Annotated in this window: 17 protein-coding genes; 5 read left to right on the top strand and 12 right to left on the bottom strand. The window is 51.8% G+C overall.

Annotated features, from left to right (window positions below):
- Window positions 1-19: 19 nt before the first annotated feature.
- From agaB to kbaZ, 9 genes are all read right to left on the bottom strand, one after another.
- The gene (agaB, locus tag ACJHX4_RS08305) at window positions 20-496 is read right to left on the bottom strand and encodes a PTS galactosamine transporter subunit IIB (RefSeq protein ID WP_000098026.1); all 477 of its coding nucleotides are present in this window, start codon (window positions 494-496) and stop codon (window positions 20-22) included.
- 166 nt (window positions 497-662) lie between these two features.
- Window positions 663-1523, bottom strand: coding sequence for a tagatose-bisphosphate aldolase subunit KbaY (kbaY, locus tag ACJHX4_RS08300; RefSeq protein ID WP_000022771.1), 861 nt, complete (start codon window positions 1521-1523; stop codon window positions 663-665).
- A 12-nt stretch (window positions 1524-1535) separates the two neighbouring features.
- Window positions 1536-2690, bottom strand: a complete 1155-nt coding sequence (locus ACJHX4_RS08295; RefSeq protein ID WP_001114864.1) for an AgaS family sugar isomerase — start codon at window positions 2688-2690, stop codon at window positions 1536-1538.
- A 349-nt stretch (window positions 2691-3039) separates the two neighbouring features.
- The gene (gene nagA / locus ACJHX4_RS08290; protein ID WP_001296436.1) at window positions 3040-4173 is read right to left on the bottom strand and encodes an N-acetylglucosamine-6-phosphate deacetylase; all 1134 of its coding nucleotides are present in this window, start codon (window positions 4171-4173) and stop codon (window positions 3040-3042) included.
- Window positions 4170-4604: a PTS galactosamine/N-acetylgalactosamine transporter subunit IIA gene (gene agaF, locus ACJHX4_RS08285; RefSeq protein WP_000948824.1), complete on the bottom strand. Its 435-nt coding sequence runs from the start codon at window positions 4602-4604 to the stop codon at window positions 4170-4172. Before agaF ends, nagA begins: the two co-directional genes overlap by 4 nt.
- Window positions 4605-4621: 17 nt before the next feature.
- A complete protein-coding gene (agaE, locus tag ACJHX4_RS08280) occupies window positions 4622-5500 on the bottom strand; it encodes a PTS N-acetylgalactosamine transporter subunit IID (RefSeq protein WP_001295548.1) in 879 nt (292 codons plus the stop codon).
- On the bottom strand, window positions 5490-6269 hold the full coding sequence (gene agaW / locus ACJHX4_RS08275) for a PTS N-acetylgalactosamine transporter subunit IIC (RefSeq protein WP_000406214.1): 780 nt from the start codon (window positions 6267-6269) through the stop codon (window positions 5490-5492). Before agaW ends, agaE begins: the two co-directional genes overlap by 11 nt.
- A gap of 10 nt (window positions 6270-6279) precedes the next feature.
- A complete protein-coding gene (gene agaV / locus ACJHX4_RS08270) occupies window positions 6280-6753 on the bottom strand; it encodes a PTS N-acetylgalactosamine transporter subunit IIB (RefSeq protein ID WP_001295547.1) in 474 nt (157 codons plus the stop codon).
- Window positions 6754-6775: 22 nt separating this feature from the next.
- Window positions 6776-8056, bottom strand: a complete 1281-nt coding sequence (kbaZ, locus tag ACJHX4_RS08265) for a tagatose-bisphosphate aldolase subunit KbaZ (protein ID WP_000681950.1) — start codon at window positions 8054-8056, stop codon at window positions 6776-6778.
- A 248-nt stretch (window positions 8057-8304) separates the two neighbouring features.
- Here kbaZ and agaR point away from each other — a divergent pair, with 248 nt between their 5' ends.
- Window positions 8305-9114, top strand: coding sequence for an aga operon transcriptional regulator AgaR (agaR, locus tag ACJHX4_RS08260; protein ID WP_000072187.1), 810 nt, complete (start codon window positions 8305-8307; stop codon window positions 9112-9114).
- 54 nt (window positions 9115-9168) lie between these two features.
- On the opposite strand, the gene yhaV is transcribed toward agaR, so the two are convergent.
- The 3 genes from yhaV to garD all read right to left on the bottom strand — a co-directional run bounded on the left by yhaV (window position 9169) and on the right by garD (window position 11688).
- Entirely contained in the window at window positions 9169-9633 is a 465-nt protein-coding gene (gene yhaV, locus ACJHX4_RS08255) for a type II toxin-antitoxin system ribonuclease toxin YhaV (RefSeq protein WP_000347251.1), read from the bottom strand.
- Window positions 9633-9968: a type II toxin-antitoxin system antitoxin PrlF gene (prlF, locus tag ACJHX4_RS08250; RefSeq protein WP_001296435.1), complete on the bottom strand. Its 336-nt coding sequence runs from the start codon at window positions 9966-9968 to the stop codon at window positions 9633-9635. Before prlF ends, yhaV begins: the two co-directional genes overlap by 1 nt.
- Before the next feature lie 148 nt (window positions 9969-10116).
- On the bottom strand, window positions 10117-11688 hold the full coding sequence (garD, locus tag ACJHX4_RS08245) for a galactarate dehydratase (RefSeq protein ID WP_001273763.1): 1572 nt from the start codon (window positions 11686-11688) through the stop codon (window positions 10117-10119).
- 374 nt (window positions 11689-12062) lie between these two features.
- Here garD and garP point away from each other — a divergent pair, with 374 nt between their 5' ends.
- The 4 genes from garP (at window position 12063) to garK (ending at window position 16345) form a co-directional block, all read left to right on the top strand.
- Window positions 12063-13397, top strand: coding sequence for a galactarate/glucarate/glycerate transporter GarP (gene garP, locus ACJHX4_RS08240; RefSeq protein ID WP_000599651.1), 1335 nt, complete (start codon window positions 12063-12065; stop codon window positions 13395-13397).
- A gap of 15 nt (window positions 13398-13412) precedes the next feature.
- A complete protein-coding gene (gene garL / locus ACJHX4_RS08235; protein WP_001058227.1) occupies window positions 13413-14183 on the top strand; it encodes a 2-dehydro-3-deoxyglucarate aldolase in 771 nt (256 codons plus the stop codon).
- Between the two features lie 29 nt (window positions 14184-14212).
- Entirely contained in the window at window positions 14213-15103 is an 891-nt protein-coding gene (garR, locus tag ACJHX4_RS08230) for a 2-hydroxy-3-oxopropionate reductase (RefSeq protein ID WP_001350452.1), read from the top strand.
- Between the two features lie 96 nt (window positions 15104-15199).
- Window positions 15200-16345, top strand: coding sequence for a glycerate 2-kinase (gene garK, locus ACJHX4_RS08225; RefSeq protein ID WP_001296434.1), 1146 nt, complete (start codon window positions 15200-15202; stop codon window positions 16343-16345).
- Window positions 16346-16357 lie beyond the last annotated feature (12 nt).

Raw genomic sequence — 16357 nt, 5'->3', positions numbered from 1 at the left:
TATTAAGGCGATTTCAGATTTAGTCAGGGATTTGTTCTTTTTGATCGCCAGGAACGTCCTGAATGAAAACATTCACGCCACGTTGTTTAATATAACGTAAGTCCGTGAGATCCTGGTCATCGACATAAACTTTACTGCTGATTTGCTTTTTCCCTTCCGAGAAATGCATATTGCCGACGTTGACATCTTTCAGGTCAATACCACCTTCTACCAATTTACGTACCGTTTGTGGCGTACGGCAAATCAGGAAGATCTTCTGATGTGGTGCAGCTTTGCCGATGACGTTAATGGTTTTTTCGATAGTAAAGAAACGAATGCCAAAGCCGTAGGTTTCTGCGGTAATACCCATTAATTTCTGTTGAATATCATCGTTAGCGACAACATCATCCACGACTACCAACAGATTCGCACCGATGGTGGATGTCCAGGTCACGCCAACCTGACCGTGAACCAGACGGTTATCAATACGGGTTAAGAGAATATTTGGACTGCTCATTGTGTAATCCTCACCATAAAGTTGAATAATATAATATTTTTAAATATATTATTGTTGCGATATTGTACTGATGTATTTATTAATGTTTGGTTATCTCCTTTGCCATTAAGGTACTACCCGATATTAATCGGGCAGTGCATTCTGAAAAAACGTATAAAATTAATGATTATGCTGAAATTCGATTCGCTGAACCACAGACATTAATTTTATTTCTGACCACTTCTTTCATCGCATCCATTCCGACGCGCATATAATAACGAGGATCATTACCCTGCGGATTTTCCGCAAACCAGGCTTTAACCGCGCCAGCGAAGGCTATTTTTAATTCTGTGGCAACGTTCACTTTTGTTACACCGAGTTCAATAGTGCGACGGACAAATTCATCCGGGACATCGCTGGCACCATGCAGCACCAGAGGAACATCCACCACTTCACGAATTTCCGCCAGCCGCTGGAAATCAATCTTCGGCGTTTTGCTGTATAAGCCGTGCGCCGTACCAATCGCTACCGCCAGGCTGTCGACGCCAGTCAGTTCGACAAAGCGTTTAGCTTCTTGTGGATCGGTCAGGAATGCACTTTCGGCGTCAACGCTCATGTCATCTTCAACACCGCCGAGGCGGCCCAGTTCTGCTTCCACGCTGCAATCCCGGGAGTGGCAGAAGTCGACAACCGATTTCACCAGCTTCACGTTCTCGGCAAACGGGAAGTGGCTGCCGTCGATCATCGCGCTGCGCACGCCTGCGTGGACTTTACGGCGAATATCATCCAGCGATTCGTGGTGGTCGAGATGCAGTGCCAGCGGCATGTTATAGGTCGTGGAATAGGCGCTACACAGGGCGTAGATCTCTTCCAGCGCGATATGCTTAAAGGTACCTGGTGTCCCGGCGAGGATCACCGGCGATCGCATTTCACTGCACACTTCGAGGATCGCCTGGATCGTCTCGGCGTTATGGATGTTAAAGGCAGGCACCGCGTAGCCATTGGCCTGGGCGTCCTGTAACAGATATTTGGTGGAGATAATGCTCATAATGCGATCCTCTTATGCCTGCCACGGATGAATAGTTACGCCTTGCACCACGCGGTTTACGGTGCCACTGGCTGATGGGGTATCCGGCGTATTGCCCATGTGCAGCGACTGCATCAGTGCAAACGTCTGGGCGTACATCAGGAAGCAAAATGCTTGTTCAACGTCGATAAAGTGACGGGACGGCGGCAGGATGATATGCGGGCCAGCGGCGATAACGTCGTTGCTTTCAGCGGTGATGGCGATCACGCGCATTGCCTGGTTGTCACGGCGGAGTTCTGCCAGCAGGTCAAGATCGTACTGACGGGTGTAAGGGTGACTGGAGACAAACACCACTACCAGCGTTTCGTCATCGACCAGCGATTTCGGGCCATGACGGAATCCGGTCGGGGAATCATAGAAGGCCGCCAGTTTACCCGCTGTCAGTTCCAGCACTTTCAGCGCCGACTCGCGTGCTGCGCCCTGTAAGCCACCGCTGCCGAGATAAACGATCCGTTTCCACGGTGCGTAACCAAACACACCTTCGCTGAAATCGCCCAGTGAGGTCAGGATCGCCTGGCAACGATCCGCCACGTCGCGGAAGGTTTGGCTGTTGATCGTCTCAGGTGCGAAAACCGCGAGGCAGCTGGCCATCATGGTGGTAATGCTGCTGGTCATCGCAAAGCCGCGATCGTGCGTTTCTGCGGGCATCAGCAGGGCAAACGCGTTGTCGCTGTTGATCGCGTTTTGGTAAAGAGCGCCCGCTTCGTTGCAGGTGATCGGCAGGTGATAGCATTCTGGTACAAATTGATTTGCCAGTTCCACGGCGGCGACGCTTTCCGGGCTGTTGCCGGAGCGACCGAAGGAGATCAACAGTAGCGGATGAGCTGGGTTCAGGTAGTCCATTGGATTGGTGACCAGATCGGTGGTTGGTACGGCGCTGAAGTTTTTACCGGTATGGCTGGCGAGCCACGGCGCGATGATGTCACCGATAAATGCCGATGTTCCGGCTCCGGTCAGGATGATTTGCAGATTCTCTTTGCGCAGTAACGGTTCAAGGAAGTTATTGAGCGCGGAACGTAGCGCGTCAATGTTGGTGAGTGAACGGATCCATGCGCGAGGCTGATGGCGGATCTCTTCTTCAGTCCATGTACCGGTTGCGGCAGCAGCAGGGGTGTAATTTTCTGGCATAACTCAATCCTTAGTCTGATGAACTTGACGTCGGCGTTGTCGCTTTCGCTTGCCTTTCGTTTCATTTCACTTGGTGATTTCTTTCGTTGGTTAAAATCTATAGAAAAGAAACTGAAAGTTCAATGGAGAAAAAGGAAATAAAACGAAATCTGTGATCGTTGAAAGAAAAGACAAGGGAAGTAAAAGGGATTGCTGGATGCGGCGTAAATACTTTATCCGGCCTTACGGTCACCAACCGTAGGTCGGATAAGGCGCATTAGCGTCGCATCCGACACCGCTGCACAGATCAAAAAGAAAGAAAAAGAAAGGCCTTACGGGGGAAGTGAAGGCCTAATAAAGGAGCAAACCATCAAAACGAAGCTAATTGACCCTGAATCCAGATTTGTTGCACATGCAGCCCGCTATCCAGCGCAACGACGCTGGCGCGTTTGCCCGGTTTAAGCGATCCCAGAACACCATCAACACCCAGCATTCGCGCCGGATGCAGCGACGCCATATGGATGGCTTCCGCAGGCGTTACGCCCGTCAACTCGACCATGTTGCGCACTGCCGCATCGACAGACAGCGTACTGCCCGCCAGCCCACCGAACGCGGTACGGACAATGCCACCGTGCATCTGCACTTCTTCACCACATAACGTATAGTGACCATCCGGCATCCCGGCTGCCTGCATCGCGTCGGTGATCAGTACGATCCTCTCTTTCGCACAGCAACAACAGAGCGACATTGCCGCCGGATGTACATGATGACCATCGGCTATCAGTTCCAGCCAGGCGCGCTTGTCCGTTAATCCCGCGCCAACCATTCCCGGTTCGCGGTGATGTAAACCTGTCATCCCGTTATAGCAATGCACCAGGCCGTCGGCACCAGCATCAAACGCGGCACGGGTTTGTTGCCAGGTCGCCGCGCTATGCCCCAGCATCACCCGTACGTTTTGCTGTTTAAGATGGCGGATGGCCTGCAATGCCCCTTCTTTTTCTGGTGCCAGCGCTACCACGCGTAAGGTCTGCTGAGAAACGGCAATCAATTGATCCAGCTCGGCAATTTCCAGCTCGCGAAACAGCTCCGGCGGATGTGCGCCTTTATTCTGCGGCGTGAAGTACGGTCCTTCGAGATAACTCCCCAGCACTTGCGCACCAGGCCCACCGCGCTGGCAGCGTAGAGCAATACGTTTCAGCGCCGCATGAATGGTATTAAGCGGCGCGGTTACGGTGGTCGGTAACCAACTGCCGACACCTTCGCGTGCCTTGTGCATTGCCAGCTTGTCGAGCGCATCCGGCGCGTCATCCATTACATCAACGCCCGCACCACCGTGTACATGGGTGTCGATGTAAGCGGGGCAGAGCAGTTCCGCATCGCGTTCAGTCACGCCCACTGGAATCGGTTCGATTGCTGCGATTACACCGTCAGCAATACGCAACTGATGGTCATCGAGCCATCCCTCTTCAGTCAGCAGCCTTCTGGCGCGCAGAACGTGTGTCATATTCCTTCCTCGACCGGACATTCCTCATGGCAGCGACCAAGTTCGTCCACCAGACTGGTTAGCCCACGGTGTCCACACTCCAGCGCCTGCACACGGAACTCTTCACCGCTTAACCCTTCGCGTTCCAGCACCATTTCCAGTAATAGTTGCAAATTTGTGCCGGTGATCACTTCACAGCCCGGTTTTTGCATCGCCAGCGTTGAAGCTACGCGAAACGGCGTGCCGCCCAGCAAATCCGTCAGAAAAACAATGCCGTCTTCACAATCCAGTTGGGCGATGGCCTCTTCAAGCTGCGATGTAAGCAGCGCGGTGCTTGAGGTTTCTGGAAAATCGATGGCGATAAACTGCGATTGCTCGCCGAGGATTTGCTTCATTGCTTTTTCCATGCCGCTGGCAAATCCGCCATGCCCTGTCAAAATAATACTTAACATCTAATACCTCATTGTATTTAAAGGAAATGGCAGAATTTACCGACGATGCCGAGAACCACTGTCACTGCAATCAGGCGCAGCGGACTCCAGCCGCGGCGTACCAGCCAGAACATGGTCAGGGTGTAGACCAGCGGTAAGAAGGCAGGCATCAGTTTGTCGATAACATCAGCCTGTAACTTAACCACTGCGTCGCCCGCCGTGATTTCCAGCGTGGTGCTTAAACGAACATAGGTTGCCACCAGCGCGCCGATCACCGTCATCCCAACGATAGACGCCGCATGGCCGACTTTTTTGGTATTTGCTTTAATGAGTGGAATAGCCGCCACGCCCATGCGGTAAGCATAATGCGCCAGACCAAAACGCAGCCCCAGGTGCACCACGTTGAACAGCACAATAAAGACGACAGCGCCAAGAATAGAGCCTTGTAGCGCGAGGCTTGCGCCTATCCCGCCACAAATCGGCAGTAGCGTTAGCCAGAACATCGCATCGCCAATCCCGCCGAGCGGCGCACCGACGGCAATTTTGGTGCTCTGAATACTGTTAACGTCCTGCTTAGAACGCTCCATCGCAAGGATAATGCCGATAACAAACGTCACCAGAAACGGATGGGTATTGAAGAAACCCATATGCCCCTTCATGGCGCGCGCCAGGTCCCGTTTATTAGTGTGGATCTTTTTCAGAGCAGGCAGCAGACCGTACAACCAGCCGGAAGCCTGCATACGTTCGTAGTTGAAAGACGCTTGTAACAGCATGGAGCGCCAGGCGACGCGGTTGATATCTTTTTTCGTCAGCTCTGCGCCAATGCTCTGATCTTCATACACGTTTTCATTGACGCCAGTCAGCAGTGTTTCTTCATTTTCGCTGACGTTCGGCAGGGTGGTTTGATTAGATGCCATCTTCAAATTCCTCTTTCTGTGCCGCAGGTTGAGTCGGTTCAGGAGATTTACGCAGCAGGTCGATCAGCGCCATCGCCAGCGCAGCGGCAGCAATAGCCAGCACCGGTAACTTGAGCCAGGCTGCGGCAACAAAGCCCAGGATGAAGTAGGGGATGTAGACGTTTTTCATCATGATTTTCAGCAGCACGGCAAAACCGATTGCTGGCATGATGCCGCCCGCGACGCCGAGGCCATCAATTAATCGTTGCGGCAGGACATCAATGATGGTTTTTGCATGTTCCGCGCCGAAGTAGATAGGCAGGAAAGCGCAGAGAAAATAGAAAGTGCCGAGTGCCAGCAGTGCCAGATAGTTCACGCGTTCAATGCCGCGAGTATCGGCGTTCTCCGCCATCCGGTCGCAGCGGGACATCACGCCGGACATCACCGAGAACAGGAAGGTAATCCCCATCTGTACTGCAACAGCGAAAGGTACGGCGACACCGACCGCGACATCGGGTTTCACGCCAGTAGTAATGGCAAACGCCGTGCCGACGATAGTACCGATAATCACGTTAGGCGGCTGTGCGCCCGCCAGCGGGGCCAGCCCCATCCACACCAGTTCCAGCGTACCGCCGGTTAAAATACCGGTATGCAGATCGCCAAGTACCAGCCCGACCAACGGGCCGAGAACCACCGGGCGGTGCATATGGGTTAAGCCGTTAAACATATCCAGGCCAGCGATAAAGGCGATAATGCCCAACGCAAATGCCTGCAACAGACTGATTTCCATGATGAATCCCTCAAAGTAATTTAAAGAGGTCCACAGCAGGCTCTGTCGGGACGCCCTGAACGAAGCATTCCACCCCAGCGGCTTTCAGGTCGTTAAATGCTGCGATATCACCCGCATCCACAGAAACCGTTTTGGCGATTTGTTGCTTGCCATTGGCGTAGTGCATATTGCCAACGTTAATGCGATTCACCGGAACGCCACCTTTCACCAGCGTCAGGAAATCGGCCGGTGTTTTACAAACCAGCAGGATTTTCTGTCGATCGGCGGCGCGATGGATGTTGTCGATGACTTTTTGCAGCGTCCAGAAACGTACGGCGATCCCTTCTGCCAGTACCATTTCCATCAGGTTTTGTTGTACCGGATCTTCGGCAACCTCATCGTTGGCTACCAGCACCAGATTTGCCCCCGCAAATCCTACCCACTGAACGCCGACCTGACCGTGAATCAAGCGTTCATCAATCCGACTTAAAACAATATTTGGCATAGCGTGTTCCTCTTTGTTTTGCTTATTGGCCTTCACAGGCTGTGTGGTACTGCGCCAGGATGTCCTGAATATGGTTGATAATGAGTTCCCGTGGCGTTGGCTGCAGCTCGCCGGAGCGAACTTTCACGTACTGCAGCGGCAGATACTGACTGATCAGCGGCAGCGGAATTGGTGAATCCGCCAGATTACGAACCAGATGAGCGAAAGCGTCATCAATCTGGCTGTCCGGCCAGTAATAGCGCACGCGATCCGAGTAGCTATAACCACGCGCCAGACGACGCGCGTTGCCGTCACCGTGGTAGTGGCTTTGCCAGTATTCCGGGCGGTCGAGCATCACGTTTTCCAGCACCTGACGCAGACCAGAACAGGCTTTTGCTGGCACTAGTTCTTCTTCAATCGCTGCCAGAGAGAACAGAGCTTCACGCAGAGCAAAGGTCAGCGCCGGGCCAACTTTCAGAATGGCAAAGTGGTCAATCACCAGCTGGCGCAGCGATTGCGGCGTTTGATAATCGGTAGAGTGCGCTTCGAAAATCAGCGTTTCGTAGTTTTCGACCATCTGGCTTAAGGCGGTCGCTTTGGCGGGCTGATAATCAATAACGTTGGTGTGATCGAATTCGACGCCGGGTTGAACCACCAGGGCAATGATGCGTGGCCAGATGGCATTCAGACCCTGCTTTTCAAAAGCGTGACGATGGGCTTCCAGCGTGGCGCGGGCGGCATCCGGCGTGGTGACCGCCAGCTCGCTTAAGGTTTCATGCGCGCCGCCAGGCACCGGCACTTCGGTACCAATGACATACTCCAGATCGGCTTCGCCAAAATGTTCACGGCAGGTTTCTTCCGCCACTTTCGCCAAACGAGCGGCGCGTTCGGCCACGATGCCATCGGTTAAGGGAATCGGATCGTCCTGACAGGACATGCTGCAATCAAGGTGAATTTTTTTGAATCCTGCCGCCACGTAGCTTTTAATCAAATCATCGGCATTGGCCATTGCCTGAGCGGCAGGCAGATTTTGCCAGCGGTTTGGCCCCAGATGGTCGCCACCCAGAATCAGCGCATCCTGCGGGAAATTCAACGAGTCGGCGAGCTGACAAACAAAGCCGCGAAAACCGGCGGGCGTCATTCCGGTATAACCGCCAAACTGGTCCACCTGATTGGAGGTAGCTTCAATCAGTAACGGCGTTTGGTTTGCACTGGCGTAGCGGATTGCAGCTTCCAGCACCAGCGGATGTGCGGAACAAACGGCATAAATCCCATTTGTTTTGCCCGCTTTGTGCTGTCTCACCATTTCTGTCAGATGTTTCACTTTCCTCTCCAGTTCAGATTACTGCGACATTAATCTTTCGTTTTGTTTCAGTTGATACTGCGTCATGGTGAGATAAAAATAAAACGAAAGATAATAGTTTTCTGATCTGATTCACAAAAGAAACATAATGAAAGCCACTGAAACGAGAGTAGCTTGCGCCAATGGGTAAGGTGGGCTTGCATTTGCTTAATAGAAAGGCGTTAATAGGCAAAACGAAATGAAACGAAAGTTTTACGAAAGGACTTACTATGAGTAATACCGACGCTTCAGGTGAGAAGCGAGTGACAGGCACCAGCGAGCGACGAGAACAGATCATTCAGCGTCTGCGACAGCAAGGGAGTGTGCAGGTTAACGATCTGTCGGCATTGTATGGCGTATCTACTGTGACGATCCGCAACGATCTGGCGTTTCTGGAAAAGCAGGGGATCGCCGTGCGTGCCTATGGTGGCGCGTTGATCTGCGATAGCACAACGCCGTCAGTCGAGCCATCAGTGGAAGATAAAAGCGCACTGAACACCGCGATGAAACGCAGCGTTGCGAAAGCTGCCGTTGAGTTGATTCAGCCTGGTCATCGGGTGATCCTCGACTCCGGGACCACCACTTTTGAGATTGCTCGTCTGATGCGCAAGCACACCGACGTAATTGCGATGACCAACGGTATGAACGTGGCTAATGCGTTGCTGGAAGCGGAAGGCGTTGAGCTGCTGATGACCGGGGGGCATTTGCGCCGTCAGTCGCAATCTTTTTACGGTGATCAGGCTGAGCAATCGCTGCAAAATTACCACTTCGATATGCTGTTTCTTGGTGTAGATGCGATCGATCTGGAGCGTGGCGTCAGCACGCATAATGAAGATGAAGCCCGTTTAAACCGTCGGATGTGCGAAGTTGCGGAACGGATCATCGTGGTCACCGATTCCAGTAAGTTCAACCGTTCCAGTTTACATAAGATCATTGATACTCAACGTATCGACATGATCATTGTTGATGAAGGCATTCCTGCGGATAGTCTGGAAGGACTGCGAAAGGCTGGGGTTGAAGTGATTCTGGTCGGGGAATGAGAAAGGATGCCCGCTGGTCAACACCAATGCGTTCGGCGGGCATTGTGAACACCATCAATGGTTTTCTTCTGTCTCTTGGGTGAGGCTTTCCCAGTCGGCAGGAGGATGTCCTCTTTTTAACATTTTACTGAATACGGTATAGGCATCTGTTTTTTTACCGTAGGTGCGCAGCGTGTTTTCATCGTTCATCCATCCCAGAATGATGACTTTCTCTTTTTCACTGTAACGAAAGAAGAGACGATAGCGACCAGCACCAAATTTTACCCGTGACCAGTCTTTATTTTTCCCAGAGCCTAACGACTTGCCATGACGGAATGCCGGTGATGATGGATTGACCGTGATATGCTCCTCAATCACTTTATGGACCACCGCCAATAACTTTGTGGCAGCTTTTCTCTGATAATTTTCAGGATCTTTTCCCTTTAATGCCTCGACTTCGGCAACTAAAGCATCGTAGGTTTCCTGAAAACAGGGATGAGCATATAGCGCCCAACCATTAACCCTTTGTGGAAAATCCATTATTCGTCGTCGCCAATCTCATCGTCAATGTTGACGTCCATGCCAGCGACAAGTTTCTTTCCTTGTTGAATGTCGAATGGACGAGTTTTTTGCGGATTGTTCTGGATATCTGCATCCAGAAAACGCAAAAATGCATTCATAGTATGATCCTCCTGTTCATCTCCCAGTCGGCACATAAATACTTGCCCACCAGGCAGAATTTCGTAATGAATGCTGTCCAGGCCTGGCTTCAGTTTTAAGGCCTCACGCACTGGCGCGGGGATAGTTGTTTGTCCGCGTATAGTGACCTTTGATTCAGTGGTCAGTACAGCGTTAGAGCGAGCATTAGCGGGCATTATTTACTGTCCTTTTACAGCCTGTTTTCTGCTCAAATTATAAGCTTGAACTAAGGTAATGCAAATGCATTATTAATGGATGTGTGGACTTTAAACAATAAAAACATGGCACTAAGGCCATGTTTTGCGAGGGACGTTCCAAAAGAAATCAGGTCACCGGTGCCGGGTTAAACACCGCCAGCTGGTTATGCAGTCCCCATTGATCCGAGAAAGTTTTCTTCTTCCCGCTGGCGACGTCGAGAATAAAGTGGAACAACTTCCAGCCCACTTCTTCAATGGTTTCTTCGCCGGTAGCGATAGTGCCCGCGTTAATATCCATTAAATCAAACCAGCGGTTCGCCAGCTCGGTGCGGGTCGCCATTTTAATGACGGGTACCGCCATAAGGCCGTACGGCGTACCACGACCGGTCGTAAACACTTGCACGGTGATACCCGAAGCCACCTGTTGCGTGCCACAGACAAAATCGCTGGCTGGCGTCGCGGCGTAAATTAATCCGCGTTTAGTCGGGCGTTGGCCGGGCGACAGCACTTCAACAATTGCACTTTTACCCGATTTAGCAATGGAGCCGAGTGCCTTCTCTACCACGTTTGCCAGACCGCCTTTCTTGTTGCCCGGCGAAGGGTTGGCGCTGCGGTCGGTTTTTCCCATATTGAGATAGTTATCGTACCACTCCATCTCCTCCAGCAGCCGTTTGCCGACCTCTTCGTTCACTGCGCGTGGTGTCAGCAGATGGATCGCGTCACGCACTTCTGTGACTTCTGAAAACATCACCGTTGCGCCGCAGCGCACCAATAGATCAGACGCATACCCAACCGCCGGGTTTGCCGTTACGCCAGAAAACGCATCGCTGCCACCGCACTGCATGCCGACAACCAGTTCTGAAGCCGGACAGGTTTCTCGCTGACGTTGATTCAGTTTTTGTAGATGGCGTTCGGCTACCTGCAAAATATCCTCGACCATGGACTGAAAACCGACATGCTTTTCATCCTGCAAACTGACAATGCTGGCGCTTTCTACTGGAATAGCTTGCACATCATCCGTTCCAGTCAGTAGGCGTTCAGGCTGCAACTTTTCACAACCCAGACCAATCACCATTACTTCGCCGCCAAAGTTAGGGTTCAGCGAAATATTGTGAATGGTACGAATAGGTACAACTGCCGCGGGTGCGTTAATCGCCACGCCACAACCGTACAAATGATTCAGCCCCACCACGCCATCGACGTTCGGGTATTTCGGTAGCAGATCGCGTTCAATGATTTTTACTACGTAGTCCACCACGCCTGCCACACAGTGGACGCTGGTGGTGATGCCGAGCAGGTTTTTGGTGCCCACGCTGCCATCGGCATTGCGATAGCCCTCAAAGGTGTATCCTTCCAGCGGCGGTAAGGGTTCCGGGACTTTGGTTGCCAGTGGCAGCGTATGTAACGGCGGCGCTTCCGGTAGTACAACCATTGATTCGTCGATCCAGCTTCCGCGTGGGATTGCGCGCACGGCGTAACCAATCACCTCGCCATAACGAATAATTTCACCATTAGCCGGAATGTCCAGCAATGCGACTTTATGCCCCTGGGGAATATGTTCAATTAATTCCAGCCCATCCGGAAAACGCGTTCCTGCTTTCAGGCCATTATCATTAACAATAATTGCCACATTATCTGTGTCGTGAACTTTTATATAAAACGCAGTTGGCGTTTCTTGTCTGATTTCGATGTTGGCCATTGTGCAATATTCTCCAGCCAGGGACTATTAAAATGAGGACCTGGTCTCATTTAAAAATAAATAACTTCATTGGGTGAAATAAGAATGTCAGGAGTTTAAATGCAGAAATGTGATCAATGTCAATCATTTCAGGGATTGCAGTACCTCCCGGCAAGGTAAAGCGCAAATCTGTGCTTTAGCGCGCAACCTTATGTGCATATGCTCAAAATAATATTTAAATAGTACTAATTAAATTAGCATTTGCACAATGATTATTATTCTCGCGCTGCTTATACTAATTCCCGAGTTCATTGTCGTAACGGCATAAATAAAACTCATAAATAACACCTTCCCCATAATAATAAAAATCAGCATAAGTACCCGAGGTAAATAAAATGATTCTGGACACCGTTGACGTAAAAAAGAAAGGCGTGCATACCCGCTATTTAATATTACTGATTATTTTTATTGTTACCGCCGTTAACTACGCCGATCGTGCAACGCTGTCTATTGCTGGTACCGAAGTGGCAAAAGAGTTGCAGTTAAGTGCGGTTTCGATGGGTTACATCTTCTCTGCTTTTGGCTGGGCCTACTTGCTGATGCAAATTCCCGGCGGCTGGCTGCTTGATAAGTTTGGCTCGAAGAAAGTTTACACTTACAGCCTCTTTTTCTGGTCGCTGTTCACCTTCCTGCAAGGCTTTGTCGATATGTTTCCGCTGGCCTGGGCTGGGATCTCCATGTTCTTTATGCGATTTATGCTGGGGTTCTCGGAAGCGCCATCATTCCCGGCGAACGCCCGTATTGTCGCCGCCTGGTTCCCGACGAAAGAACGTGGTACTGCCTCCGCCATCTTTAACTCGGCGCAATATTTCTCGTTGGCGCTCTTTTCGCCGCTGCTTGGCTGGCTGACTTTCGCCTGGGGCTGGGAGCATGTCTTTACCGTTATGGGGGTGATTGGTTTTGTGTTGACGGCGCTGTGGATCAAGTTGATTCATAACCCGACAGATCACCCACGTATGTCTGCAGAAGAGCTGAAGTTTATCTCGGAAAATGGCGCGGTGGTCGATATGGACCACAAAAAGCCGGGTAGTGCGGCAGCAAGCGGACCCAAACTGCATTACATCAAGCAATTGCTCTCTAACCGCATGATGCTGGGCGTATTTTTCGGACAATATTTTATCAACACCATCACCTGGTTCTTCCTCACCTGGTTCCCAATTTATCTGGTGCAGGAAAAAGGCATGTCGATTCTGAAAGTGGGTCTGGTCGCCTCGATTCCGGCACTGTGTGGCTTTGCGGGCGGCGTGCTGGGAGGTGTCTTCTCGGATTATCTGATCAAACGCGGTTTGTCCCTGACCCTGGCACGTAAGCTACCAATTGTGCTGGGAATGTTGCTGGCTTCCACCATCATCTTATGTAACTACACCAACAACACCACGCTGGTGGTCATGCTGATGGCGCTGGCTTTCTTTGGCAAAGGATTTGGTGCGCTGGGCTGGCCAGTGATTTCTGACACCGCGCCGAAAGAGATTGTTGGCCTCTGCGGCGGCGTCTTTAACGTCTTTGGCAATGTTGCCTCCATTGTCACTCCACTGGTGATTGGCTATCTGGTAAGTGAACTGCACTCCTTCAATGCAGCACTGGTTTTCGTGGGATGTTCAGCGCTGATGGCGATGGTCTGCTACCTCTTCGTAGTCGGCGACATTAAACGTATGGAATTGCAGAAATAAGCAAAGGTATAAGCGATGAATAACGATGTTTTCCCGAATAAATTCAAAGCCGCACTGGCTGCGAAACAGGTACAAATTGGTTGCTGGTCAGCTCTCTCTAACCCGATTAGCACTGAAGTTCTTGGTTTGGCTGGGTTTGACTGGCTGGTGCTGGATGGTGAACATGCGCCAAACGATATCTCCACGTTTATTCCGCAGTTAATGGCCCTGAAAGGCAGCGCCAGCGCGCCAGTAGTGCGAGTGCCGACCAACGAGCCGGTAATTATTAAGCGTCTTCTGGATATCGGTTTCTATAACTTCCTGATTCCTTTTGTAGAAACAAAAGAGGAAGCAGAGCAGGCGGTGGCATCAACTCGTTACCCACCGGAAGGCATTCGCGGCGTCTCCGTTTCTCACCGCGCCAATATGTTTGGCACCGTGGCGGATTATTTCGCTCAGTCGAACAAGAACATCACTATTCTGGTCCAGATAGAAAGTCAGCAGGGCGTAGATAACGTCGATGCTATTGCCGCTACCGAAGGTGTAGACGGCATCTTCGTCGGCCCCAGCGATCTGGCTGCGGCATTAGGCCATCTCGGCAATGCCTCGCACCCGGATGTACAAAAAGCAATTCAGCACATTTTTAACCGTGCCAGCGCGCACGGCAAACCCAGCGGCATCCTCGCACCGGTCGAGGCTGATGCGCGTCGTTATCTGGAATGGGGCGCGACGTTTGTGGCCGTCGGCAGCGATCTCGGCGTCTTCCGCTCTGCCACTCAGAAACTGGCTGATACCTTTAAAAAATAACCACCACCGCAACAAGAGAGATGATTGATATGACTATGAAAGTTGGTTTTATTGGCCTGGGGATTATGGGTAAACCAATGAGTAAAAACCTTCTGAAAGCAGGTTACTCGCTGGTGGTTGCTGACCGTAACCCAGAAGCTATTGCTGACGTGATTGCTGCCGGTGCAGAAACAGCCGCTACGGCTAAAGCGATCGCTGAACAGTGCGACGTCATCATAACCATGCTGCCAAACTCCCCTCATGTGAAAGAGGTGGCGCTGGGTGAGAATGGCATTATTGAAGGCGCGAAGCCAGGTACGGTATTGATCGATATGAGTTCTATCGCACCGCTGGCAAGCCGTGAAATCAGCGAAGCGCTGAAAGCGAAAGGCATTGATATGCTGGATGCTCCGGTGAGCGGCGGTGAACCGAAAGCCATCGACGGTACGCTGTCAGTGATGGTGGGCGGCGACAAGGCTATTTTCGACAAATACTATGATTTGATGAAAGCGATGGCGGGTTCCGTGGTGCATACCGGGGAAATCGGTGCAGGTAACGTCACCAAACTGGCAAATCAGGTCATTGTGGCGCTGAATATTGCCGCGATGTCAGAAGCGTTAACGCTGGCAACCAAAGCGGGCGTTAACCCGGATCTGGTGTATCAGGCAATTCGCGGTGGGCTGGCGGGCAGTACCGTGCTGGATGCCAAAGCGCCGATGGTGATGGACCGCAACTTCAAACCGGGCTTCCGTATTGATCTGCATATTAAGGATCTGGCGAATGCGCTGGATACTTCTCACGGCGTCGGCGCGCAACTGCCGCTCACTGCTGCGGTTATGGAGATGATGCAGGCACTGCGTGCAGATGGTTTAGGAACGGCGGATCATAGCGCCCTGGCGTGCTACTACGAAAAACTGGCGAAAGTCGAAGTTACTCGCTAATGACGTCGTGCCCGGATGGCGTATTGCAATCCGGGCCTGGAATCCAGGCCGAATAAGAGAAACGCCCTCCGGCGTCATGTGGTAACAGGCATAGGTATGAAAATCGTAATCGCCCCAGACTCTTATAAAGAAAGTTTATCTGCCAGCGAGGTTGCGCAGGCGATAGAAAAAGGATTTCGGGAAATTTTTCCTGATGCACAGTATGTTTCTGTTCCGGTTGCCGACGGTGGTGAAGGAACGGTGGAAGCGATGATTGCAGCCACCCAGGGGGCTGAACGTCACGCCTGGGTTACAGGGCCGCTGGGCGAGAAAGTGAATGCCAGTTGGGGGATCTCCGGCGATGGCAAAACCGCGTTTATCGAAATGGCGGCGGCCAGTGGGCTGGAACTGGTACCTGCGGAAAAACGCGATCCACTCGTGACCACTTCACGCGGTACTGGTGAGTTAATCCTGCAGGCGCTGGAGAGCGGTGCGACAAACATTATTATCGGCATTGGCGGCAGCGCCACCAACGACGGCGGCGCAGGCATGGTACAGGCGCTGGGGGCGAAATTATGCGATGCCAACGGCAATGAAATTGGTTTTGGCGGCGGTAGTCTTAATACTCTGAATGATATTGATATTTCCGGTCTCGATCCGCGCTTAAAAGATTGTGTCATCCGCGTCGCTTGTGATGTCACCAACCCGTTAGTCGGCGACAGTGGTGCTTCGCGCATCTTTGGCCCACAAAAGGGAGCCAGTGAGGCGATGATTGTCGAGCTGGACAATAACCTCTCTCACTATGCCGATGTTATTAAAAAAGCGCTGCATGTTGATGTGAAAGATGTCCCCGGCGCAGGAGCTGCGGGAGGTATGGGCGCGGCGCTGATGGCGTTTCTTGGTGCAGAACTGAAAAGTGGTATTGAAATCGTCACTACGGCGCTGAATCTGGAGGAACATATTCACGATTGTACGCTGGTGATCACTGGTGAAGGGCGTATTGATAGCCAGAGTATTCACGGCAAGGTACCGATTGGTGTCGCAAACGTGGCGAAGAAGTACCATAAACCGGTGATTGGCATTGCGGGTAGCCTGACCAATGATGTTGGCGTTGTACATCAGCATGGCATTGATGCGGTCTTCAGCGTACTGACCAGCATTGGTACGTTAGACGAAGCACTCCGCGGAGCTTATGACAATATCTGCCGTGCTTCACGTAATATCGCCGCGACACTGGCGATTGGAATGCGCAACGCGGGGTGACAAGGGCGCGCA

Source organism: Escherichia sp. WS2035 (genome assembly GCF_046487065.1).
In the GTDB taxonomy this organism is placed as follows: Bacteria; Pseudomonadota; Gammaproteobacteria; order Enterobacterales; family Enterobacteriaceae; genus Escherichia; species Escherichia coli.
The sequence above is the reverse complement of the archived record's forward strand: the minus strand, read 5'-3'. Positions and strand labels throughout refer to the sequence as shown.